This window comes from Clostridium carnis, from assembly GCF_054657435.1.
Genome location: NZ_BAAHYS010000001.1, coordinates 2,596,295 through 2,620,169, shown reverse-complemented (window position 1 = coordinate 2,620,169; position 23,875 = coordinate 2,596,295). Strand labels below are relative to the sequence as shown.

General features: G+C 29.3%; 22 protein-coding genes and 1 other annotated feature. Of the genes, 1 reads left to right on the top strand and 21 read right to left on the bottom strand.

From position 1 onward, the window contains the following. Positions 1–79 precede the first annotated feature (79 nt). From ftsZ to ACYQ1T_RS12525, 21 genes are all read right to left on the bottom strand, one after another. The gene (ftsZ, locus tag ACYQ1T_RS12625; RefSeq protein WP_459835316.1) at positions 80–1,201 is read right to left on the bottom strand and encodes a cell division protein FtsZ; all 1,122 of its coding nucleotides are present in this window, start codon (positions 1,199–1,201) and stop codon (positions 80–82) included. Positions 1,202–1,790: 589 nt separating this feature from the next. Beyond that, on the bottom strand, positions 1,791–2,846 hold the full coding sequence (locus ACYQ1T_RS12620; RefSeq protein ID WP_459835313.1) for a type IV pilus twitching motility protein PilT: 1,056 nt from the start codon (positions 2,844–2,846) through the stop codon (positions 1,791–1,793). 113 nt (positions 2,847–2,959) lie between these two features. After that, positions 2,960–3,655, bottom strand: coding sequence for an RNA polymerase sporulation sigma factor SigK (gene sigK / locus ACYQ1T_RS12615; protein WP_459835311.1), 696 nt, complete (start codon positions 3,653–3,655; stop codon positions 2,960–2,962). Between the two features lie 174 nt (positions 3,656–3,829). Further along, positions 3,830–5,380, bottom strand: a complete 1,551-nt coding sequence (locus tag ACYQ1T_RS12610; protein ID WP_459836546.1) for a penicillin-binding transpeptidase domain-containing protein — start codon at positions 5,378–5,380, stop codon at positions 3,830–3,832. A gap of 118 nt (positions 5,381–5,498) precedes the next feature. Beyond that, on the bottom strand, positions 5,499–6,116 hold the full coding sequence (gene udk, locus ACYQ1T_RS12605) for a uridine kinase (protein ID WP_459835309.1): 618 nt from the start codon (positions 6,114–6,116) through the stop codon (positions 5,499–5,501). Positions 6,117–6,137: 21 nt separating this feature from the next. After that, positions 6,138–7,373, bottom strand: a complete 1,236-nt coding sequence (locus ACYQ1T_RS12600) for a peptidase U32 family protein (RefSeq protein WP_459835307.1) — start codon at positions 7,371–7,373, stop codon at positions 6,138–6,140. Positions 7,374–7,379: 6 nt separating this feature from the next. Then, positions 7,380–8,024, bottom strand: a complete 645-nt coding sequence (locus ACYQ1T_RS12595; RefSeq protein ID WP_459835305.1) for an O-methyltransferase — start codon at positions 8,022–8,024, stop codon at positions 7,380–7,382. Positions 8,025–8,043: 19 nt separating this feature from the next. After that, the gene (gene mltG / locus ACYQ1T_RS12590; protein ID WP_459835303.1) at positions 8,044–9,054 is read right to left on the bottom strand and encodes an endolytic transglycosylase MltG; all 1,011 of its coding nucleotides are present in this window, start codon (positions 9,052–9,054) and stop codon (positions 8,044–8,046) included. A 97-nt stretch (positions 9,055–9,151) separates the two neighbouring features. Continuing rightward, a complete protein-coding gene (gene typA, locus ACYQ1T_RS12585; protein WP_459835300.1) occupies positions 9,152–10,978 on the bottom strand; it encodes a translational GTPase TypA in 1,827 nt (608 codons plus the stop codon). Positions 10,979–11,140: 162 nt separating this feature from the next. Next, positions 11,141–12,808, bottom strand: a complete 1,668-nt coding sequence (locus tag ACYQ1T_RS12580) for a ribonuclease J (RefSeq protein WP_459835298.1) — start codon at positions 12,806–12,808, stop codon at positions 11,141–11,143. Positions 12,809–12,881: 73 nt separating this feature from the next. Continuing rightward, the gene (locus tag ACYQ1T_RS12575; RefSeq protein ID WP_459835296.1) at positions 12,882–13,343 is read right to left on the bottom strand and encodes a Fur family transcriptional regulator; all 462 of its coding nucleotides are present in this window, start codon (positions 13,341–13,343) and stop codon (positions 12,882–12,884) included. Positions 13,344–13,368: 25 nt separating this feature from the next. Next, on the bottom strand, positions 13,369–13,644 hold the full coding sequence (locus ACYQ1T_RS12570) for a DUF1292 domain-containing protein (protein ID WP_459835294.1): 276 nt from the start codon (positions 13,642–13,644) through the stop codon (positions 13,369–13,371). A 74-nt stretch (positions 13,645–13,718) separates the two neighbouring features. Next, a complete protein-coding gene (gene ruvX / locus ACYQ1T_RS12565) occupies positions 13,719–14,135 on the bottom strand; it encodes a Holliday junction resolvase RuvX (protein WP_459835292.1) in 417 nt (138 codons plus the stop codon). 48 nt (positions 14,136–14,183) lie between these two features. Next, on the bottom strand, positions 14,184–14,441 hold the full coding sequence (locus tag ACYQ1T_RS12560; RefSeq protein ID WP_459835290.1) for an IreB family regulatory phosphoprotein: 258 nt from the start codon (positions 14,439–14,441) through the stop codon (positions 14,184–14,186). 141 nt (positions 14,442–14,582) lie between these two features. Continuing rightward, complete coding sequence (gene alaS, locus ACYQ1T_RS12555) at positions 14,583–17,222, bottom strand: alanine--tRNA ligase (protein ID WP_459835288.1); 2,640 nt, start codon at positions 17,220–17,222, stop codon at positions 14,583–14,585. A 113-nt stretch (positions 17,223–17,335) separates the two neighbouring features. Continuing rightward, positions 17,336–17,514, bottom strand: a binding site (T-box leader). Between the two features lie 71 nt (positions 17,515–17,585). Beyond that, the gene (locus ACYQ1T_RS12550) at positions 17,586–18,629 is read right to left on the bottom strand and encodes an AI-2E family transporter (protein WP_459835286.1); all 1,044 of its coding nucleotides are present in this window, start codon (positions 18,627–18,629) and stop codon (positions 17,586–17,588) included. After that, positions 18,595–19,092 carry a PRC-barrel domain-containing protein gene (locus ACYQ1T_RS12545; RefSeq protein ID WP_459835284.1) on the bottom strand — a complete coding sequence of 166 codons (498 nt, stop codon included), beginning with the start codon at positions 19,090–19,092 and terminating at the stop codon, positions 18,595–18,597. Before ACYQ1T_RS12545 ends, ACYQ1T_RS12550 begins: the two co-directional genes overlap by 35 nt. A 154-nt stretch (positions 19,093–19,246) precedes the next feature. After that, positions 19,247–20,323: a tRNA 2-thiouridine(34) synthase MnmA gene (gene mnmA / locus ACYQ1T_RS12540; RefSeq protein WP_459835282.1), complete on the bottom strand. Its 1,077-nt coding sequence runs from the start codon at positions 20,321–20,323 to the stop codon at positions 19,247–19,249. An 11-nt stretch (positions 20,324–20,334) separates the two neighbouring features. After that, complete coding sequence (nifU, locus tag ACYQ1T_RS12535; protein ID WP_459835280.1) at positions 20,335–20,769, bottom strand: Fe-S cluster assembly scaffold protein NifU; 435 nt, start codon at positions 20,767–20,769, stop codon at positions 20,335–20,337. Between the two features lie 2 nt (positions 20,770–20,771). Continuing rightward, positions 20,772–21,953, bottom strand: a complete 1,182-nt coding sequence (gene nifS, locus ACYQ1T_RS12530) for a cysteine desulfurase NifS (RefSeq protein WP_459835278.1) — start codon at positions 21,951–21,953, stop codon at positions 20,772–20,774. Between the two features lie 2 nt (positions 21,954–21,955). Then, positions 21,956–22,408, bottom strand: coding sequence for an RrF2 family transcriptional regulator (locus ACYQ1T_RS12525; protein ID WP_459835276.1), 453 nt, complete (start codon positions 22,406–22,408; stop codon positions 21,956–21,958). 184 nt (positions 22,409–22,592) lie between these two features. On the opposite strand from ACYQ1T_RS12525, the gene ACYQ1T_RS12520 reads away from it, so the two are divergent. Next, on the top strand, positions 22,593–23,861 hold the full coding sequence (locus ACYQ1T_RS12520; protein WP_459835273.1) for a replication-associated recombination protein A: 1,269 nt from the start codon (positions 22,593–22,595) through the stop codon (positions 23,859–23,861). The last annotated feature ends 14 nt before the right edge of the window (positions 23,862–23,875 follow it).

The following is a 23,875-nucleotide window of genomic DNA, read 5'->3' as shown; positions in this document are numbered from 1 at the left end:
ATATATTTTTCAAGCAAATAAAAAAAAGATATTAGATATTCAATTAATACTGAATATCTAATATCTTAAGTTATTTTATTTATCTTCTAGATCTTAAAAAACTAGGAATATTTACACTTTCTGTGTCAATATCTAAAAGTGGATCTACTCTTTTTGGTGTTTCCATAGCTTCAACTTCTTTTTTTACTGATTGTTCTTGAACTACTTTTCTTTCAAATACTGGTTCTTTACTTAATAATTTATTATTATCTTCTTCAAAACCAGTTGCAATAACTGTAATTCTTATTTCATCATTTAAAGTTTCATCTATTACAGCACCAAATATTATATTTGCATCTGGATCTGCTGATTCTCTTACTATATCAGCAGCCTCATAAACTTCTATAGCACCTAAGTCTACTCCACCTGTAAAGTTTATAATTACTCCTGTAGCACCGTCTATTGACGTCTCTAAAAGTGGAGAAGATATTGCTTGTCTTACAGCATCTTGCGCTTTATTATCTCCTGTACCATGACCAACTCCCATATGAGCTAATCCTTTATTTAACATAACTGTTTCTATGTCTGCAAAGTCAGCATTAACTACCCCTGGAATTGTAATAAGGTCGGAAATAGCTTGTACACCTTGTCTTAATACATCATCAGCTAACTTAAATGAATCTAATAATGTAGTTTTCTTATCAGCCATTGAAAGTAATCTTTCATTTGGTATTATTACAAGAGTATCTACAGCTTTCATAAGATTTTCTATTCCCATTTCCGCATGTCTCATTCTTCTTTTACCTTCAAAAGGGAAAGGTTTAGTAACAACGCCTACAGTTAGAATATTCATTGCTTTTGCTATTTCAGCAACTACAGGTGCTGCCCCAGTACCTGTACCACCACCCATACCGGCAGTAATAAATACCATATTAGCTCCTTTTATTGCTTCCGCTATTTCTTCTCTACTTTCTTCAGCAGCTTTCTTACCTATTTCCGGATTTGCTCCTGCTCCAAGTCCTTTTGTTAATTTTTCTCCAATTTGTATTTTTACATTTGCATGAGATAACATTAAAGCTTGTTTATCTGTATTAACGGCAATAAACTCAACGTTTTTTAACCCTTCAGCTATCATTCTATTAACGGCATTTCCACCGCCGCCTCCACAACCAATAACTTTAATATTGGTTAATTCTTGCATATCTACTTCGAAATCTAACAAACTAATTCCTCCTTCAGAAAATATCTACTAGTAATTTTTAAAGTTTTCTACCTAATTAATTTCTCTACCCTACTTTGACAATTTTATTTGGATATTAATATAATTTTTGTTATATATTAATTTTACATCATTACAACCCTTTTTAACAATAGTTTAATACTTCAAAAAACAAAGAAATTTGAAATAGAAAGATACTTTTTACAATTAAATAGTATATTTTTGATTTAATACCTTTTTATACCACTTAAATAAGAATATTCTTTCATGCAAATACATTTGTTCTTATATTAATTCCTAATGTCATAAAATTAGTCATTATTTTTATAATTAAATTTAATAAAACTTAATATTTATTTTATTCTAGCATCTAAATCACAATAAGACAACTATTTATATACAATATAAATATACTTTTCATAAAAATATATATTTGTTATTATTTTAACATATTATGTATTTCAAAATAATTCAATTATTCAATATTAATAATATTCAACATTAATTGATAATTTCCTCTATATAATTAAAATAATTTATATTATTTATTAAAATTTATAAAAATAAGAGGTAGAATCTCTACCTCTTATTTTTATAGCATCATTATTCTTTTAATAGTTTCTCTATCAACTGAATATGTTAATGCAGTTTCAGGTGATATTATTCCCTTTTTATAAAGTTCTGAAAGTGCCATATCCATAGTCTTCATTCCATATTTTGCACCAGTTTGAATTGCTGACTCAATTTGATGAGTTTTTCCTTCTCTAATTAAATTTTGTATTCCTGGTGTAGTAACCATAACCTCTAGCGCTGCAACTCTTCCGTTATTGTTTTCAGTTTGAACTAGTTGTTGTGAAATAACTCCCTGTAAAACTGCTGCTAATTGGACTCTAATTTGTTGTTGTTGATGTGGTGGAAATACATCTATTACTCTATCTATAGTTTTTGCAGCTCCAATAGTATGTAATGTGGAGAAAACTAAGTGACCAGTTTCCGCTGCTGTTATTGCAATGGATATAGTTTCTAGGTCTCTCATTTCCCCTACAAGTATGACATCAGGATCCTCCCTTAAAATTGCTTTTAAAGCACTCTTATAACTTTTACTATCTTTTCCTATCTCCCTTTGATTAATTATACATTTATTATGTTTGTGTAAATATTCAATGGGATCCTCTAATGTAATAATATGTGCTTCTCTTGTATTATTTATTTCATTTATCATCGCTGCTAAAGTTGTGCTTTTCCCACTTCCTGTAGGTCCTGTTACTAAAACTAATCCTCTTTGTTTATGAATTATATCTTTTATTATTTGTGGATGCTTTAATTCATCTAATGTTGGTATTTTTAATGCTATAACTCTTATTGCAATTGCATCACTATTTCTTTGTTTAAAAATATTAACTCTAAATCTCCCTACACCTGATAAAGAGTATGAAGTGTCCATTTCACCCTCTTTATTATAGTCTTCAAAATTTACTCCTAAAATTTCTTTTGCAAACTCTTCTATTCCACTTGGTACTAATTTTTCATTTCCTATTCTTATTAAACTTCCATTTACTCTTATAGTTGGAGGCAACCCAACAGTTAAATGTAAATCTGATGCGCCTTCTTCAATTGTCTTACATAGTAAATCCTTTAAAACATACATTTTATATCCTCCCTGCAAATTAATTAATGTCTATTATTATTACTATTCTATAAAAAGACACTTAATCCTTTTTTTATACATTATAATCTTTGCATAGAGAATATTTTTATGCATTATTTACTTGATAATTCTTTTTTTAGTTTTCTTAATGCTTTTTTTTCAATTCTTGATACATATGATCTTGATATTCCAAGTAATGCTGCAATTTCTCTTTGGGTTCTACATCTTCCATCGATTAATCCATATCTCATTTTTAAAATTTCCCCTTCTCTCGTACTTAATGAAAGGCAAATCTTATTATATAAAGACTTTATTTGAAGATTGCTTTCAACCTTTTCTAAAACAGAATCTTTTTCACTACTTAACACATCCATTAGGCATATTTCATTCCCCTCTTTATCTACACCTATAGGATCTTGAAGATAGACCTCACTTTTTTGTTTTTTATTATTTCTAAAAAGCATCAGTATTTCATTTTCTATACATCGTGATGCATATGTTGCAAGCCTTGTACCCTTTGATCCATCAAAAGAATCTATAGCCTTTATGAGGCCTACAGTACCTATTGAAATCAATTCATCGATATCTTTATTAGGAAACGAATATTTTTTTACAATGTGTGCTACTAACCTAAGATTTCTTTCTATAAGTACACTTTTAGCTTCTTTATCCCCTTCCTTTAACAGTTTTAAATATTGTTCTTCTTCCTCTTCATCTAGCGGTTTGGGGAATGTATTATTACCTGTAATATATCCAGTTAAAAATATAGAATTACATAACAGGTCTATTATATTTGATACAAAAAACACAGAACTTCCTCCTAGTAGTGCTTATTATATCATATGATAAAAAGCTAAAATATTGCTTCACTTTTAGAAAATAAATTTGGAATAATTATTATAATACTTTACTTTTAGAAAATAAATGTAAATTTAAGTAGACTTAAATTAGAGTATTCTTTAAGTCTACTTATAATTAATATTTTATTTTGTAAGTTCAGTTACAACATCTCTAAAGACAGGGGCTCCTGTATTACCACCACCTAGTTCTCTTCCATCTGGATGTTTCTCTCCAATATTAGGTGCAATAACAACTATAGTATATTTTTTCCCATCCTTTTCAAAATACCCTGCAAACCAACCGTGATTCGTTCCACCGTGTCCAGTAGATGTTCCTGTTTTTCCTCCAATGTTAACTCCTTTAACTTTTGCTTCAAATCCAGAGCCCTCCCAAATAACTTTAGACATTGTATCTTGTGATATTTTAGCAGCTGTTTGACTAAAAACTCTTACTTGTTCATTTTTTATTTCTTTTAATATATTATCATTATCATCTACTATTGATTCTATTATATTTGGCTTTATATATACTCCATCATTAACAACAGTATTATAAAGCCCAGCCATTTGTACTGGTGTTACCATAACAGTTTGACCTATTGAAATGTTATTCATACTATCTTCTGGAGTTGGTTTTACACCCTTAGCCTCAGTTCTATTTTCTCCTTTTAAGTTTAATACAGGCTTAAATAACCCCATTTTTTCTAAATAATTCATCATTCTATCATATCCTATTAAAGCTCCAACTTTTGCAAATATATCATTACAAGAAACCTTTAATGCCCCTTCAATTGAAAGAGCTCCATGACTATATGGTTTTCCATTTTTACTACAAATAACTCCATCACAGCTAAATACATCATGAGGTCCTATTAACCCTAAATCTAATCCTACAGTTTCTGTAATTACCTTAAATATTGATCCCGGTTCATACCCTAATTGTTCTATACCAAGATTTACATTTGCTTGTGTTTCATCCTTTTGAACCATTGCACGTATTTTACCTGTTTCTGCTTCTGAAACTACTACTCCAATATTTTTTAAAAATGAATAGTCGTCTTTTTTTAATATCTCTCTTATTTTATTTTCCCATTCCTTGTCTATAGTTAATTTTAGATTCTTATTTTTTTCTCCAATCTCTAAAATACCTTCTCCATAAACAGCTTTTTCATCTAAATAAAATTTTGCCTGTGGAGTTTTATTATCTCCTAAATAATTATTTAATTCACTTTCTAAAGAATCATCAACTATATTTTCTTCATTCATCGAAGCTAAAAAGTTACCTGTACTCCAGGCTTCCTTCGCATCAATCTCATCATAAACATATGTATAAATTCCCTTTATACTTTTTAATTTTTTAATTTTATTATATGTTTCTTCACTTACAGAATAATATAGTTTACCAGCTTGCTTCATAATGTCGGCATAGTTAAAATTTTCTTCTTCTGATTTCATAATAAAGTTTAAAGCCATTAAATCCTCTAAAGTTTCTTCATAATTGTTTAACATAAATGGTTTGGTATCTAAAACTAATATATACTTTTTATTATAATTTAAAACATCCTTGCCATTAGTATCTAAAATTCTATATTTAATTTGCGAAATATTTTCCGTTTGATGATTTTGCATTTCTCCCGAAACAATTTGTGATGGATGAACTTGCAAAAAATATAATTTTATACCTAACAATATCATTATTAAAAGGTTTACCCCAATTAACCCTTTAACTTTTCTCATATCTATTCTATTTTTTGGATTCAAAAAAACACCTCCCTAGGCTTAATTCTCGCCTTGAGAGATGTTTTTTATACAATTATTTTAATATATCTTTTATTTTACTTACAAGAATATCAATAGCTACTTTATTTTGTCCCCCTTCAGGAACAATTATATCTGCATATCTCTTTGTAGGTTCTGTAAATTGCATATGCATAGGTCTAACAACTCCAAGATATTGATCTATTACAGACTCTACAGTTCTTCCTCTTTCGTTTATATCTCTTACAAGTCTTCTTAAGATTCTAATATCTGCATCTGTATCTACATAAACTTTTATATCTAGTAAATCACGCATTCTTTCATCTTCTAAAACAAGAATACCTTCTACTATTATAATATCTCTTGGTTCAATTCTAACTGTTTCTTCAGCTCTATTATGAATAGAAAAATCATAAATTGGCTTCTTTATTCCTTTTCCATCTATTAAAGATTTTAAGTGTTCTATTAATAAATCATTATCAAAGGCTCTTGGATGATCATAATTTGTTTTTATTCTTTCTTCCATAGTTAAATGACTTTGATCTTTGTAATACATATCTTGTTGTATCATAGCTATACATTCATCTGAAAAACTTGAATATATCTCATCAGCTATAGTACTCTTTCCTGAACCAGTTCCCCCAGTTATTCCTATTAATATAGGCTTATTCATTATAACTCCACCTCTTTTATCTTAAAGTTCTAAAACCTTTTTCCCTTTAATTAACATATCTTTTTCTTTTAAAGGAGTATCTACCTTTACTTCAAATATCATATGAGCTCTATTAGCTACATTAGTTTTCGCTTCTTTTTCAACATCATACATTTCTTTAAGTTCTACCTCGAAATTTGGTGTATGTGCTCTTAAAACCTCAACTATATCACCTTCAAAAACTCTATTTTTTTGAAGAATTGTTGCAATTTTAGTCTCTGGATTATATGACTTAACCATTCCTACTATATCATAATCTCTTACATAAGATGATACATCATAGTTTTGCTCTCCTGTCTTTCCAAAGAAAAATCCTGTATGATATTGTCTATGACTTATTTTTAGTAAAGTATCCATCCACTCTTGTTTAAACTTATAATTTTGAGGATCTTCCATATATGAGTCTATAGCCTCTCTATATGCCTTAACAACAGATGCTACATAGAATTCACTTTTCATTCTTCCTTCTATTTTAAGTGAATGTATTCCACTTTCTATAAGTTCAGGTATATGATTAATCATACAAAGATCCTTTGAATTCATTATATATGTCCCTTTGTCATCTTCAATAACTGGATAATATTCACCTGGTCTTGTTTCTTCTACTAAATAATATTTGTATCTACAAGCATTTGAACATATACCTTTATTTGCATCTCTTCCAAGCATATAATTTGAAATTAAGCATCTACCTGAATACGCAATACACATAGAACCATGTATAAATGCTTCTAATTCACATTCTTCTGGAATATTTTCTTTTATTCCTTTTATTTCATTAAATGTAAGTTCCCTTGCTAAAACGATTCTTTTAACACCTTGTTCATACCAAAACTTAGTAGCTTTCCAGTTAACAATATTAGCTTGAGTACTTAAATGTATTTCAAGTTCTGGTGCAACTTCTTTAGCTGCAACAATTATAGATGGATCTGCAACAATTATCGCATCTACTCCTAAATCATATAATCCCTTAATATAGCTCTCTACACCTGTTAAATCATGATTTCTTGGAAAAACATTCATCGTAACATATATTTTTCTTCCTCTATCATGACAATACTTTACTCCTTCAGCTATTTCATCATTAGTAAAATTATCAGAAAAGGCTCTAAGATTTAATCTTCCTCCACCTATGTATACTGCATCTGCGCCAAAATCTATAGCTATCTTTAATTTCTCTAGACTTCCTGCTGGTGCTAAAATCTCTGGTTTATTCATTTTAATTTACCTCCTTTTAGTCACTGCAATTCCATCCCCCATTGGTATTACAGATGTAATTAAATCCTCATCTTTTGATACAAGATCTAAGTACGTTTTCATTCTTTTTACAATTGTTATTTTTCTTCTTTTTACAAGTTCCTTTGATGCAACCATTCCCCTAAATAAAACATTATCTGCAATAATTATTCCATCATCTTTTAATAGTCTAAGACAATGTGGCAGAAAATGATTATAATGTCCTTTTCCGGCGTCCATAAAAATTAAGTCATATGGTTCCTTTAATGATTCTAATATCTCTAAACAATCTCCCTCTTTAATGGTTATCTTATCTTCTAAGTTAAACCTTTTAAAGTTTTCTTTAGCATATTTTATCATAGTTTCATCACGTTCAATAGTAGTAATACTTGGATTAGTTCCTGCAGCTTCATACATAAGAGTTGCAGAATAACCTATAGCAGTCCCAAGTTCAAGTATCCTTAATGGACGTTTCATACTTACCATGAATTCTAGGAATTTAGCTGTTTCTTTTTGCGCAATTGGTACACTATGTTCAATAGCAAAATCCTCAAGTTCCTTATATATTCCTTGACTTTTTGGTATTAAACTTCTTATATAATCTTCCATATAATCGTAGGTAATTCCACTCATATTTTTCCTCCAATTAATACTAATATCCTAATTCTTTTTGTTTCAAAATAAAGTCATCATAATTATTTGTAAAATAATGCTTATCATTATTTTGTAATACATAGAATAAATAATCTGTTTTCTCTGGTTCTAATGCTGCCAAAATTGATGGTAAACCCGGATTTGATATAGGTCCTATAGGTAAACCATGATTTCTATATGTATTGTATGGTGATTCTATATCTAAATGACTATATAAAACCTTATCAACGTGAGTTCCTAATGCATATATAACTGTTGCATCAATTTGAAGCATCATTCCACTTTTAATTCTATTTTGAATAACTGATGATATTATCGGTCTTTCTAAATCAATTCTTGCTTCCTTTTCTATCATTGAAGCAATTGTAATTACTTTTTCTACATTTTCAGGTTTTACAATCATATTTGTCTTATCTAAAGCTTCATTCCACACTTCCTCAAATCTATTTAGCATTTTATCTAATATTATTTTAGGTGTGTCATCTCTTTTTAAAATATATGTATCAGGATATAAATATCCTTCTAAGTTGTACCTTTTATCTCTATTTACTTTAATAAAAGAAGGAACTTTATGTTCTTTTACAACTTTTATAAAATCTTCTTTATTGCAAACACCTTCTTGTTGCAATTTTTCTGCTATATCATCAATAGTGTATCCCTCTGGAACAGTAAACTTAATTAAATTAATAACTGATTCACTTGTTATAGTTGTTATTATATCATTTAAACTCATATCTTTATGTAACTTATACTCACCTGGTTTTACATCTATTTCTTTACTTGTTATCTTTAAGTAAGCTTTTATAAAAGGAACTCCTTTTATCTTATTTTCTTTCGATAAATCTCCTAAAACACTATAAAAACTTTCTCCCTCTTCAACTTTAATTATTATATCATTTTCTATGTTTAATGGTTTGTTTAGGGTTCTATTAAAGAATATAATTGGAGTTATCAAAATAGCTATAATAGCTATTAAAATTATTATCTTACCTGTTTTTATCTTTCTCATAAAAACCCCCTATATATAAAAGTAAATAGCCTATTTTAGGCTATTCACTTTATTATAATACTTTTTTATTAACTTATAAAGTTTTTTATAAGGTTAATTACTTCTTATTTCTACTTACAATTCTTCTTCTTTCAGCAGCATCAAGACATCTCTTTCTCATTCTAACTGTTTCTGGAGTTACTTCTACTAATTCATCAGCATTTATAAACTCTAAACATTGTTCTAATGTCATTTGTCTTGGAGGTGTTAATTTTAAAGCATCATCTGATCCTGAAGCTCTTGTATTAGTAAGTTTTTTACCTTTACAGATATTTATATCAATATCTTCTGCTCTAGCACATTCTCCAACTACCATACCTTGATAAACTGGAACTCCAGCACCTATAAATAATGTTCCTCTTTCTTGAGCATTAAATAATCCATATGCAATTGCATCTCCATCTTCAAAAGCACATATTGATCCTCTGCTTCTTCCTGGCATTTCACCCTTATATGGTGCATATCCGTGGAATACATGATTCATTATTCCATTACCTTTTGTATCAGTCATAAATTCACTTCTGAATCCTATAAGACCTCTTGCTGGAATAACAAACTCTAATCTTGTATATCCATTAACAGCTGATGTCATATTAACCATTTCACCTTTTCTAGGTCCTAACTTTTCCATTACAGGTCCCATAAATTCTTCTGGTACATCTATAGTTAAGTATTCCATAGGTTCTACTTTCTTACCATTCTCTTCTTTAAAAATAACGTTAGCCTTTGAAACTTGTAGTTCATATCCTTCTCTTCTCATAGTTTCTATAAGAATTGATAAGTGAAGTTCTCCTCTTCCTGATACTTCAAAGCAATCTGAAGAAATTTCTCTTACTCTTAAACTTACATTAGTTTCTAATTCTTTCATTAATCTATCTCTTAAATGTCTTGATGTAACAAACTCACCTTCTCTACCTGCAAATGGTGAATCATTAACCATAAAATTCATACTTAATGTTGGTTCATCTATCTCAACAAATGGTAGAGCTTCTGGATTTTGAGCATCTGCAATAGTCTCACCTATGTTACAATCTGGAACACCACTTATTGCAATTATATCACCAAGACCAACCTCTTGTGACTCTTCTCTATTTAAACCATTATAAGTAAATACATTTGAAACCTTATAGTTTGAAGTAGTTCCATCTTTTCTTACTAAAGCTACAGTTTGATTTTTCTTAACTGATCCTCTATGTACTTTACCTATAGCTATTCTTCCTACATATTCATTAGTATCTAAAGTAGTTACAAGCATTTGGAAAGGTCCATCTAAATAACCTTCTGGTGCCTCAACATGCTTTAATATAGTTTTAAATAAAGGAGTCATATCTTCATTTGTATCTTCCACATTATATCTTGCAAAACCTTCTCTTGCTGAAGCATATATTATTGGGAAATCTAATTGTTCATCATCTGCTCCTAATTCTAAGAATAGGTCAAAAACTTCATCAATAACTATTTCTGGTCTAGCATTTGGCTTGTCAATTTTATTTATAACTACTATAGGCTTTAATCCTAATTCTAATGCCTTTTTTAAAACGAATTTAGTTTGTGGCATAGGACCTTCATAAGAGTCTACTACTAATAAAACTGAGTCAACCATTTTAAGTACACGCTCAACTTCTCCACCAAAATCAGCATGCCCTGGAGTATCTACTATATTTATTTTTATATCATCATATATAAGAGCAGTATTTTTTGAAAGAATTGTAATTCCTCTCTCTTTTTCTAAGTCATTAGAATCCATTACTCTCTCATCTACTTTTTCATTACTTCTAAAAACGTTGCTTTCTTTTAATAAAGCATCAACTAATGTTGTTTTACCGTGGTCAACGTGGGCTATTATGGCTATATTTCTAATATCATTTCTTTTTATTAATTCCATTATGTTTCCTCCAGTATTATATAAATTATTATAGTGTAAACCTATAACTTATTTTCTCCAAAATAAAATTGGATACACATGTATCCAATTTCCAATTCAAATTCTTTATTATAAGCCTCTTACTATTCTAAGGTTATTCTTATGAATTGTCAACCTACTTAATTATATTTCCATTATTATAGGTAATATCATAGGTTTTCTCTTTGTTTTCTCATAAAGATAACTTCTTAGCTCGTCTCTTATTTTTGACTTAAGACTTGCCCAATCAGTTATATTTTTCTCTTCACATTCTCTTAATACATCTTTTACTATTTCTTTAGCATCATCCATTAATCCTTCAGATTCTCTTACATAAACAAATCCTCTAGATATTATGTCTGGTCCGGCTATTACAGCATTATTTTCTTTAGAAAGAGTTACAACAACAGTTAATATACCATCTTGAGATAAATGCTTTCTATCTCTTAAAACTATATTTCCTACATCTCCAACTCCTAATCCATCAACAAAAACTTGACCTGAAGATACTGAACCATTTTTCCTTATACCTGCTCTATTAACTTCTATTACATCTCCATTTTCTGGTATTAAAACATTTTTTTCTGATAAGCCTAGCTTAATTGCTAACTCACCATGTTGTTTTAAATGTCTATACTCACCATGAACTGGAATAAAGAATTTTGGTTTAACTAAACATTGCATTAATTTTAACTCTTCTTGACATGCATGACCTGAAACATGTACTTCTGCTAGTGACTCATATATCACCTCAGCACCCTTTTTAAATAGTTGATTTATTACTCTTGAAACAAGTTTTTCATTTCCAGGTATTGGAGTAGCTGAAATAATAACTGTATCTCCCTCTACTATATTAACCTTTCTATGCTCTGATGCAGCCATTCTTGCTAAAGCTGACATAGGCTCTCCTTGACTTCCTGTTGTAATAATAACCACTTGATCATTGTTATATTTATTTATTTGATCTATGCTAACTAACATATCTTTTTCAAATTCTAAATATCCAAGTTCAATAGCTACAGCAACTATATTCTCCATACTTCTACCTGATACAGCTACTTTTCTTCCATAGACACTTGCAGCATCTATTATTTGCTGTATTCTATGAATATTAGATGCAAATGTAGCTACTATGATTCTCCCCTTCGTTTTTCCAAATATACGAATAAAACTTTCTCCTACTCTTCTTTCTGACATGGTGTATCCTGGTCTCTCAACATTAGTTGAATCTGCCATCATTACTAGCACGCCTCTTTTTCCTAATTCTGCAAACCTTGCAAAATCTGTAGGTTGACCATCAATAGGAGTATAGTCTATTTTAAAATCTCCTGTGTGTAACACAACTCCAAGGGGAGTGTGTATTGCTATTGCAACTGAGTCTGCAATTGAATGATTTGTTTTAATAAACTCTACAGAAACAGAGTTTAATTTAATTACATCTCTTGGTTTTACTCTAATAAGTTCAGTTGTAGATAACAATCCGTGTTCCTTTAACTTTGTTTCCACAATTCCAAGAGTAAGCTTTGTTCCATATACAGGTACATTTAATTGTTTTAATACATAAGGCAATGCACCAATATGGTCCTCATGTCCGTGAGTTAAGAATATCCCTGTTACTCTTTCTTTATTCTTTAATAGGTAGCTTATATCTGGTATAACTATATCTATACCAAACATATCTTCATCTGGAAACTTTAAGCCGCAATCTATGATAACAATATCATTTTTATATTCTATGGCAGTAATATTTTTTCCAATTTCATTTATCCCACCTAAAGGCATAATCTTAACCTTTGCTTTTTCATTTTTCAAGATGTCCCCTCCTTTTCATAAAATATGTAATACAAAGGATGTCGTCTCTTTCTTAAGAGAGGTTTCCTTTATTTTATCTATTATTTTTACTTTGACATTTTCTACAAAGGCCAAAGAATTTAACACTATGATCTAATATTTTAAAACCATATGATCTTTCTATTTCTTCTTCAAGCTCATCTAAAAGGTCATCTTGTACCTCTATAACACCTTTACATTCATTACAAACTAAATGATGATGTCTATGTCCTTCATCTTTGTGAACTAATTCATACCTACTACAACCATCATTTAAGTCTAACTTACATATTACTTCTAGTTCTTCAAGTAACAATATTGTTCTATATACTGTTGCTAAACCTATTTCAGGACAGTTTTTCTTAACTTCATCATATATTTCTTCTGCTGTTAAATGTTCGCCTTCTTTTTCTATAATAGTATCTACTATGGCTCTTCTTTGAGGCGTTAATTTATATCCTTTTTGCTTTAAATCCTCTTTTAATACATTAAAATCAATACCAGTTATTTGTTCCATAAATAACACCCCTTTACTTTAGATTTTATTCTTCATCAACAAATATTGTGTTATATGCTTCTTGAACTGCAGCAAGTTCAACTTCATCATCGATAGGTATTAGAAGATCATCTCCATCTTCATCAACTCCAACCTTTAATGCAAATATATCTTCTTCAGTATATTCATCATCATAAACAATAACATATTCAACTTTTTCTTCAGTATCTGGATTTACCATATCAAAAAATGCTACAACATTCAATTTAACTAAATTTCCATCTTCATCATATAACTCTATTTGTTTTAAATCTTTATCCATATTTATATCTCCTTTTTTATATATTCTAAATTTTACATTTATTGTTGTCAATAATAATTTTCATTTAATAATAATTATTTCATATTTATTCTATCTAAATATCCTTGTAAAATATATGTAGCTGCTATTTTGTCAACAATCTTTTTTCTTTTTCCTCTTGAAAGGTCTGCTTCCAACATAGCCTTATGAGCAGCAACAGTTGTTAGTCTCTCATCCCACATTTCTATTTTTATACCTGTTGCATTTTTTATTTCTTCTGAAAGTTCTAAAACACGTTCTCCAGATTCACCTATACTTCCATTCATATTTTTCGGAAGCCCAATAACTATAGTCTCAACTAAATATTCTTTACATATTTTTTTAACTTCCTCTATATCTTGCTCTCTCTTTGTTCTTCTAATGGTTGTTATACCTTGTGCAGTCCAACCTAAAGGATCACTTATTGCAACTCCAATAGTTTTTGATCCCACATCTAAACCCAGTATTCTCATACTTCACTCCTTAAATGTCAAAAAAGTGCCCGATTTAACGGGCACTTTTTATTTTAGTTCTAAATAAGATTTTATAACTTCTTCAAGAATTTCATCTCTTTCAAGTTTTCTTAATAAAGCTCTTGCTCCGTTGTAGCTTGTAATGTAAGAAGGGTCTCCTGAAATAAGATATCCTACTAATTGGTTTATAGGATTATAACCTTTCTCCTGTAACGCATTGTAAACATCTGTTAAAATTGATTTTGTTAAATCTTCTTTATTAATGTTTAAATTAAATTGCATTGTATGATCTAAGTTATTATTCATAGTATCGCTGCTACTAGGCAGCTCACCCCCTTACTTATATTTAAAAAAATATTGTCCCTATAAATATTATCTCATATTTTTATATTTCTATTCATATATTGCTATTAATATAATTATAACTCATATAATTATAAATGTACACTATTTTACTAAAGATTCAATTATTGCTGGTGTATTTTTTAATGCTTCACTAATCTTTTCTGAATTTTTTCCACCGGCTTGAGCCATATCTGGTCTCCCGCCTCCACCTCCGCCAACAATTGTTGCAACTTCTTTAATTATCTTACCACAATGTACTCCACTTGAAATAACATCTTTAGTAGCCATAGCAACTAAATTTACTTTTCCTTGCACGTTACTTAATAAAACAACTACTCCGCTACCAATTTTATTTCTTATTTTATCAGCTAAATCTCTTAACGCATTTCCATCAATATCTTCTAATGCATACGTCACAACTTTAACTCCATTTACATCTATAGCTGAATTTACTATATCACTTTCTACTCCTGAAGTTAATTTACCCTTAAGATCTGCTATCTCTTTTTCCCTATCTTTTAATTCAATTGTTTGTGCTGATATTTTCTTTAATATATCTTTTTCTGTACACTTTAATGCGCCACATGCTTCTTTTAATAATCTTTGCTTTTCTTCCATATATTTAATAGCATTAAATCCAGTAACAGCTTCAATTCTTCTTATTCCTGCAGCTACACCTGTTTCTGCTATGATTTTAAATAATCCAATTTCTCCAGCATTTTGTACATGAGTACCACCACATAACTCCTTTGAGAATTCCCCAACACTAACAACTCTAACCTTATTGCCATATTTATCATCAAATAATGCCATAGCACCACAAGCTTTAGCTTCATCAAGTGACATAAGATCTGTATTAACAGTAAATACATCCATAATCTTAGTATTTACTAGTTCTTCAACTTTATCTATTTCTTCTTCTGATAAACCTTTAAAGTGAGCAAAGTCAAATCTTAATCTTTCATCATCTACATAAGATCCGGCTTGATTTACATGTTTACCTACAACTTCCTTTAAAGCTTCATGTAACATATGAGTTGCAGTGTGATTTTTACATATATTAGATCTTCTTAAGGTTTCAACATTTAATTTTACTTTTTCTTCAACCTTTATTGATCCTTTAGTTACTTTAACATAATGAATTGTTTTTCCACCTACATTTTTCTTAGTATTATAAACATAAGCTTCTCCACATTCACCTACAATTGTTCCTTTATCTCCAACTTGACCACCCATTTCTGCATAGAAAGTTGTAACATCTGTAACTATATATCCCTTTTCGCCTTCTAATAATTCATTTTTAAACTTATTATCATCTGCAATAACTAATACCTGTGCATCTGTTTTCATTTGTGAATATCCTATAAATTCAGTATTTATAGAAGCATCTATCTTATTAATAGGATTTTCATCACTACCCATGTATGATGATTCTCCTCTAGCATTTCTTGCTCTATTTCTTTGTTCTTCCATTTCTTTCTTAAAAGCTTTATGATCAACTTTTAAACCTTTTTCTTCTAATATTTCCTCAGTAAGTTCTATAGGGAATCCATAAGTATCATATAGTTTAAATGCCTTTTCCCCTTTTAAAATAGTTTCATTTGATGACTTCATTTCTTCTATATATCCATTTAATATATTCATACCAGCATCTATTGTTTCATTAAATCTTTCTTCTTCTAGTGAAACTATTTTTTCTATATAATCTTTATTTTCATTTAATTGAGGATAAGCTTTTCCATAATTCTCTACAACTGATTCTACTATATCAGTTAAGAATAATCCTTTTATTCCAAGTAGTCTTCCATGTCTAGCGGCTCTTCTTAAAAGTCTTCTAAGAACGTAACCTCTTCCCTCATTACTTGGTTGCACTCCATCTGAAATAAGCATAGTAACTGATTTAACATGGTCTGTAATTATTCTTAAAGATATATCCTTTTGATTATCTTCTCCGTATCTAACACCAGATAAAGAGGATACTTTTTGTAATATATTTTTAACTGTATCAATTTCAAATATATTGTTAACTCCTTGCATTATAGTTGCGATTCTTTCTAGTCCCATTCCTGTATCTATATTAGGATTTGCAAGTTTATTATAATTTCCTTCTTCATCCTTATCAAATTGAGTAAATACAAGATTCCAAAACTCAACAACTCTATCTTCATCACTTGCTTTAATAAACTCTTCTACTGTTGTTATTTCTCCATTTCCTCTATCAAAATGAATTTCTGTGCATGGGCCACATGGTCCAACTCCAATTTCCCAAAAATTATCATCTTTTCCTAATCTAAATATTCTTTTAGGATCTACATCTGTTTTTTTACACCAAATATCAAAAGCTTCATCATCTTCTAAATAAATAGTTACATATAATTTATCTTTTGGTATTTGTAATGTTTCTGTGATAAATTCCCATGCCCAAGGAATAATTTCTTCCTTAAAGTAATCTCCAAAAGAAAAGTTTCCAAGCATTTCAAAGAAAGTACCATGTCTTGATGTCTTACCAACATTCTCTATATCCCCAGTTCTTATACATTTTTGACACGTTGTAATTCTTTTTCTTGGTGGTTCTTGTAATCCTGTAAAATATGGTTTAAGGGGTGCCATGCCGGCATTTATTAATAATAATGAATTATCATTTTTAGGTACTAAAGGAAAACTTTCTAATTTTAAATGTCCTTTAGTTTCAAAAAAGTTCAAATAAGCTTCTCTTAATTCATTTGCGCCCATAAATTTCATATCTATCTTCCTCCAATAATTTAAATCTGCTTAATCATAAAATACTATTTCTAATTTTATAATTATTATTTCTTTACTTTTATAAATAAAAAAGTTTTCATCCCTAATAAGCCTAAAGGGACGAAAACATTAATTCCGCGGTACCACCCTAATTATGTATTATGTTAATACATCACTTAGAAAATATAAGCTCCAAGATAGCTTCAATATTGTAATGTAAGAAGTTTTCACCAAACACTTCCTCTCTAATATATCATCAACAATATCTACTTATTCTTATCATCACTTAATATTAAATTTTGTTATATTTCAATGAAATTATAGTTTATTTATTAAAATATGTCAATTATTTTTCAAGAGCTCTTAAAACAAATAATCATTAATATCATCATAGATAACTTTTACAATTACTCCTAAAGGTACCGCTAAAATCATTCCTGCAAATCCACCAAGTTTTTCTCCTACAAGAAGCAATATTATTATTATTATTGGGTGCATATTTGTACTATCTCCTGTTATTTTAGGTGATAATATATTCCCTTCTATTTGTTGAAGTATAAATACAGCAATAACTGTACATAAAGCCTTGCTTGGAGAATCTAAGAGTGCTATAAAAACTGCTGGAAAGCCCCCAATTATAGGACCAAAGTACGGAATTATGTTTAGTACTCCATTTAATATTGCAAGTATTAAAGCAAATTTAACATCTAAAATTATTAAAATAATAAAAGTTAATGCTCCTATTATTGCTGATAAGAGTAACTGGCTCATTATATATCTTGAAAGTATTCTATCTATATTTCCCATTGCCTTTTTAGCAACCACTCTTTTTTCTGTTGGTAGTATCAATAAAAGTTTATTATATATAAGATCACCATCTACTAAAAAGTAATATGTAACTACAGGAACTATTGCAAATGAAACTATATTTTCAAATCCCACAAATATATTCTCTACTGAATTATTTATTAAATTTCCTAAAACTCTATTTATTTCATCGTTTATTTGAGAGTATACTTTTTCAAAAAATTCTATATCACTTAACTTAAACCTACTTGCTAAACTATTTATATATGTATCAAGATTATCTAAAATAGCTCCAAAATTCATTCCTTCCCTTAACAGCTGAGGAATAACTAAATAAAATATTAAAATTATTGATACTAATATTGTCATTATAAGAGATATTGAGGAAATCCTTTTAGATAATTTAAATTTTTCACTTAAAGCATCTCTAATTGGCTTTAAACCATATGCAAATATAAAACCTATAAATATTATATTTACAATTGATTTAAATGTATTAAACTTTAAATATATAAAAATTATTATTAAGCTCAAAAGAATAATTACAGTACTATTTATTATTTTTTTATACTTCTTGTAATTTAACATTATTTGTACCATGTGGTATAGTTTGTAGCCTTACCTCATCGCTTCCCTCATATAATATAAAATCTTCACCAAGAACACAGTCTTTTAAAAGAAGTATTTCTTTTCCTCTAATCATTTTATCAAATATTCCTGAGCTCATAACTAACCCTCTTATATATAACATTTCTTTTTCTATAATTAAATCATCTAAAACTCCCCTCATAATATTAAATTTGTCTATTATATCTAAATCCTTTATACTCTTAAAACTCAAACCTTTATATGATACAATTTCATTTGTTATTAAAACTTCTTCTAATGAAACTATATCTTCTACTCTTACATAATTTTTTTTTGAGAATAATGAAAAGTTTGAAATAAAAAAACCATCTATCTTACCTTCATTAAAATTTATACATAAATCATCTATAACCCCAAGATATTTTCCTTTCAAATCATAAACCTTAACCAAATAAAAGTCCTTTGTTTTCAGCATAGATACCTCTCCTAAATTTATAATAATTAAAATAATCTTAACCTTTATATATTATTTAAATAAAAGTAAAATCTTACTTTTATATTCTCCCCTAAATACCAAAAAAAATTCTCACAATTTATGCGAGAATTTTAATTTAAACTACTATATCAAATTATATGAGTCTTTCTATAATTCCTCCGCCAACAACTTCTGTTCCATTATAAAAAACAACTGATTGGCCTTTAGTTATCGCCCTTTGTTTTTCTTTAAATGATACCTTTATTCTACCATTTGATAATGGAGAAATAATTGCTTCTGACGGTTGTGCTTGATATCTTACTTTGGCTGTTACCTTAAGTTCTCCTTCTAGGTTATCAAAAGGAATGAAATTAACATCCTTAGCTACTAAATCTGTTTTGAATATATCTTCTTCCGGACCAATAACTACTTCATTTGTTTTAGGGTTTATATCTGTAACAAAAACTGGTCTTCCAAGTGCAAGACCTAACCCCTTTCTTTGACCAATTGTATAATAAACTATTCCTTTATGTTTTCCTAAAATATTTCCATTTTTATCAACAAAATTGCCTTCCTTAACTTTATTAGGCATTAATTTTAATATATAGCTACCATGATCATTATCTGGAATAAAGCAAATTTCTTCGCTATCTTTTTTGTTATGGACTGCAAGACCTATTTCTTTGGCAATTTCTCTTATTTTATCTTTTGTAAATTCACCACAAGGCATTAAGGTTTGACTTAACTGTTCTTGAGTAAAGTTGTATAATGCATAAGTTTGATCCTTCTTATTATCATCTGCTCTAATTAATAAAAATCTTCCATCTTTTTCTTCTATTTTAGCATAATGCCCTGTCGCTACATAGTCAGCCCCTATACCTTTAGCTCTTCTTAAAAATTCATCAAATTTTATATGCTTATTACATGCAATGCATGGATTAGGTGTCTTTCCTTCTATATACTCTTGAACAAAGTAATCTATAACCTTATCTTTAAATGATTCTTTAAAATTAAGTACATAAAAAGGAATACCTAGTTTATCTGCTACTCTTCTAGCATCTTCTGTTGCTGAAAGCGAACAACATCCACCCTCTCTTTCAACAAAATCGTCATCTTCTTCCCAATGCTTCATAGTAACTCCAATAACATCGTATCCTTGTTCCTTTAAAAGATATGCAGCGACGGAACTATCCACTCCGCCGCTCATACCTACAACTACCTTTTTCTTCATATATCTACCTGTTATTCTTCATGTCCATGAACGTGATCATGGATGTCATCATGTTCTTCAAAATCCCAAAGGTCTAATCCTTGTGATTTTCTATAATCATTTATTGCTTTATGAATTGCCTCTTCTGCAAGAACTGAACAATGCATTTTAACTGGTGGAAGACCATCTAAAGCTTCAGCTACAGCTTTGTTAGATAATTCCCACGCCTCTTCTATTGTCTTTCCCATAATTAATTCTGTTGCCATTGAAGATGATGCTATGGCAGATCCACAACCAAATGTTTTAAACTTAACATCTTTTATTATATTATCCTCAACTTTTAAGTAAATTTTCATTATATCCCCGCACTTAGCATTTCCTACTTCACCAACACCATTTGCGTCCTCTATTTCCCCAACATTTCTTGGATTTCTAAAATGATCATAAACCTTATCACTATACATCATAATTATTTTTCTCCCTTCTTTAAAAAGTCTTCCCATAATGGAGACATATTTCTTAATCTTTCTATAATTGGTGGCACAACTTCTAAAACATAATTAACATCTTCTTCTGTTGAACCATCTCCTAATGTTAATCTTAATGACCCATGTGCAAGTTCATGTGGTAATCCTATAGCAAGTAATACATGTGATGGATCTAATGATCCTGAAGTACAAGCACTTCCACTTGATGCACATACCCCTTCAAAGTCTAACGAAAGAAGTATTGATTCTCCTTCTATAAATTCAAACGTAATATTTGAATTACCCGGAAGCCTCTTATCTCCTCTTGGTCCATTTAATCTTGTATGAGGTACTTTAAGTAACCCATCTATTAATTTATCTCTAAGACTTATAAGTTTTTTGCTATGTTCTTCTAAATTTTCAGTAGCTAATTCTATTGCTTTTCCAAGACCTACTACTGAAGCAATATTTTCCGTTCCTGCTCTTCTTGCTCTTTCTTGGCCTCCACCATGAATTAAATTATCTATTTTTATTCCTTTTCTTATATAAAGAGCACCTATTCCCTTTGGTCCATATATTTTATGACCTGCAAGAGATAATAAATCAATGTTCATTTCTTTTACATCGACTGGAATATTCCCAACAGCTTGAACTGCATCTGTATGGAAGAATATCTTCTTTTCTCTACAAATTGCACCTATTTCTTTAACTGGTTGTATAGTTCCAATTTCATTGTTAGCAAACATAATAGAAACTAAAATTGTTTTGTCTGTTATTGCATTTTTTAATTCTTCTAAATCTATGAATCCTTCTTTATCGACGTTTAAATATGTAACCTCAAATCCATTTTTTTCTAAATATTCACAAGTATGTAACACCGCATGATGTTCAACCTTTGTAGTTATTATATGGTTACCTTTCTTTCTATGAGCCCAAGCAATTCCTTTTATAGCCCAGTTATCCGCTTCTGAACCACCACCTGTAAAATATACTTCATTAGCATCACAATTAAGTGCCTTAGCTACATTGGCTCTTGCTTTATCTATAGCCATTTTAGTTTCTCTTGATATACCATAAAATGATGATGGATTACCAAATTTCTCAGTAAAATATGGCATCATCTCATTTAACACCTCTGGTTTTACATATGTTGTAGCTGCATAATCCATATATACAGTTCTCATTATTATTCACTCCTCTTTAAGATCTTAATTTCTTCATTTTTATCCTTTATTTTCTTATAATCATTAACTATATCTTGAAGGGTAATGTTTTCCATCACTTCATCTATACTCTTTTTAATCTTTTCCCATAAAAACCTAGTAGCACAACAATCTATATTGTTACATTCGCTACCTTCTATACAATCAGATATTTCTATTGGTCCTTCTAAAACATACATAATATCAGATACCTTTATATCTGATGGTTTTTTATTTAATACATATCCGCCTTGAGCTCCTCTAATACTTTTTATTAGTTTGGCTCTTCTAAGTGGAGAAAATAATTGTTCTAAATAATACTCAGATATGTTTTGTCTTTGTGAAATTGTCTTTATAGACACTGGAGATTCACCATAGTGTATAGCTAAGTCTACCATAGCTTTTACTCCATATTTTCCTTTAGTAGAAAGTTTCATTTATTTCCCCCCTTTAATGTTGAGTATTTTACTTGTCTTTACTTTTATATCTTATCAAACTGCTCTACTATTGTCAACAAGGTGAAAAAGTATTTTTATACCCTTAAAATAATCTCTATTTTGGGTATAATTTTTTTTATATGTAACTTATAATATAGATAGCAATTACAACAGGAGTGATAATATGAATAGATTAGCCGACTATTTAAGACCTGAGGAATTTTATGATGTTGTTGGACAGCAACATATTTGTAGGGTTTTAGAAAAACAAATTGAAGTAGGATATCTAAGTAATATGATATTTTATGCTGGACCAGGAGTTGGAAAAACAACAATTGCAACAATTTTAGCTAAAAAATTAAAGAAATCATTTTATAAAATAAATGCTTCAACTGCTTCATTAGATGATATTAAAGATGTTATAAAAGAAACTGAATATATACAAAATCAAGACGGGGTTATACTTTGGATAGATGAAGTTCATCTTTTTAACAAACGTCAGCAACAAGCACTTCTAAGTTATATTGAGAATGGTAGTATTACTTTAATTTGCTCTACAGCTGAAAATCCATTTTTTACATTACATAAAGCTCTAGTTAGTAGATGCTTAGTATTCAAGTTTAATTCTCTTTCAAAAGAAGATTTAATAGAAGGATTAAAAAAAGCTTTATTAAGATTGGAAAATAAACTTAATAATAAAATTCTAGTAGAAAATGAAGCTCTAGATCTTATAGCGTCTTTAAGTGGTGGTGGTGATATGAGGCAAGCTTTAAATGTTTTAGAAGCTGCTCTTTATTTAAAAAACTACAAAGTTAAAAATGAGGTAACAATTACTGTTAATGATATAAATGAACTTTCTATATCTCAAAGTTTCACATTTGATACTAATGGTGATATTCACTTTGATTTATTATCAGCTCTTCAAAAGAGTATTCGCGGATCCGATGTTAATGCAAGTGTTTACTATTTAGGAAGGCTTCTTCTTGGAGGAGATTTACAATCTATTTGTAGGCGTATATTAGTAATTGCATCTGAAGATATTGGTTTGGCCTACCCAAATGCAATTACAATTGTAAAATCATGTGTTGATAGTGCTCTCCAAATTGGTTTACCCGAATGTAAAATCATTTTGTCTCAAGCTGTAATATTATTAGCATCTAGTCCTAAATCAAACTCTGCTTGTAAAGCAATTTTAAATGTAATGTCATATCTTGAAAATGATGATACATTAGATATACCTCCTCATCTAAAAGATGCTCATTATTCTGGCGCTTACAGACTTGGACATGGCAAAGATTATTTATACCCTCATAACTATCCTAATAATTTTGTAAAGCAACAATATCTACCTACGAAAATTAAAGATAAAGTTTTTTATGAATATGGTGATAATAAAATGGAACAAACTACAAAACTATATTGGAGCAAAATTAAAAAAACCCCAAGAAATTGATCTTGGAGTTTTTT

Coding starts and splice junctions, on each gene's coding strand:
- ACYQ1T_RS12620 (WP_459835313.1), bottom strand. CDS start 2,846: ATGTATGTTTTAAAGGATTTACTATGTAAGACAATTGAAGAAGGCGCA.
- ACYQ1T_RS12610 (WP_459836546.1), bottom strand. CDS start 5,380: ATGATATTGTTAGGTATAAAATTATATTTTTTGCAAGTTCATCCATCA.
- udk (WP_459835309.1), bottom strand. CDS start 6,116: ATGAATAAGCCTATATTAATAGGAATAACTGGGGGAACTGGTTCAGGA.
- ACYQ1T_RS12600 (WP_459835307.1), bottom strand. CDS start 7,373: ATGAATAAACCAGAGATTTTAGCACCAGCAGGAAGTCTAGAGAAATTA.
- ACYQ1T_RS12595 (WP_459835305.1), bottom strand. CDS start 8,024: ATGAGTGGAATTACCTACGATTATATGGAAGATTATATAAGAAGTTTA.
- mltG (WP_459835303.1), bottom strand. CDS start 9,054: ATGAGAAAGATAAAAACAGGTAAGATAATAATTTTAATAGCTATTATA.
- typA (WP_459835300.1), bottom strand. CDS start 10,978: ATGGAATTAATAAAAAGAAATGATATTAGAAATATAGCCATAATAGCC.
- ACYQ1T_RS12575 (WP_459835296.1), bottom strand. CDS start 13,343: ATGGAACAAATAACTGGTATTGATTTTAATGTATTAAAAGAGGATTTA.
- ACYQ1T_RS12570 (WP_459835294.1), bottom strand. CDS start 13,644: ATGGATAAAGATTTAAAACAAATAGAGTTATATGATGAAGATGGAAAT.
- ruvX (WP_459835292.1), bottom strand. CDS start 14,135: ATGAGAATACTGGGTTTAGATGTGGGATCAAAAACTATTGGAGTTGCA.
- ACYQ1T_RS12560 (WP_459835290.1), bottom strand. CDS start 14,441: ATGAATAATAACTTAGATCATACAATGCAATTTAATTTAAACATTAAT.
- alaS (WP_459835288.1), bottom strand. CDS start 17,222: ATGAAATTTATGGGCGCAAATGAATTAAGAGAAGCTTATTTGAACTTT.
- ACYQ1T_RS12550 (WP_459835286.1), bottom strand. CDS start 18,629: ATGGTACAAATAATGTTAAATTACAAGAAGTATAAAAAAATAATAAAT.
- ACYQ1T_RS12545 (WP_459835284.1), bottom strand. CDS start 19,092: ATGCTGAAAACAAAGGACTTTTATTTGGTTAAGGTTTATGATTTGAAA.
- mnmA (WP_459835282.1), bottom strand. CDS start 20,323: ATGAAGAAAAAGGTAGTTGTAGGTATGAGCGGCGGAGTGGATAGTTCC.
- nifU (WP_459835280.1), bottom strand. CDS start 20,769: ATGATGTATAGTGATAAGGTTTATGATCATTTTAGAAATCCAAGAAAT.
- nifS (WP_459835278.1), bottom strand. CDS start 21,953: ATGAGAACTGTATATATGGATTATGCAGCTACAACATATGTAAAACCA.
- ACYQ1T_RS12525 (WP_459835276.1), bottom strand. CDS start 22,408: ATGAAACTTTCTACTAAAGGAAAATATGGAGTAAAAGCTATGGTAGAC.
- ACYQ1T_RS12520 (WP_459835273.1), top strand. CDS start 22,593: ATGAATAGATTAGCCGACTATTTAAGACCTGAGGAATTTTATGATGTT.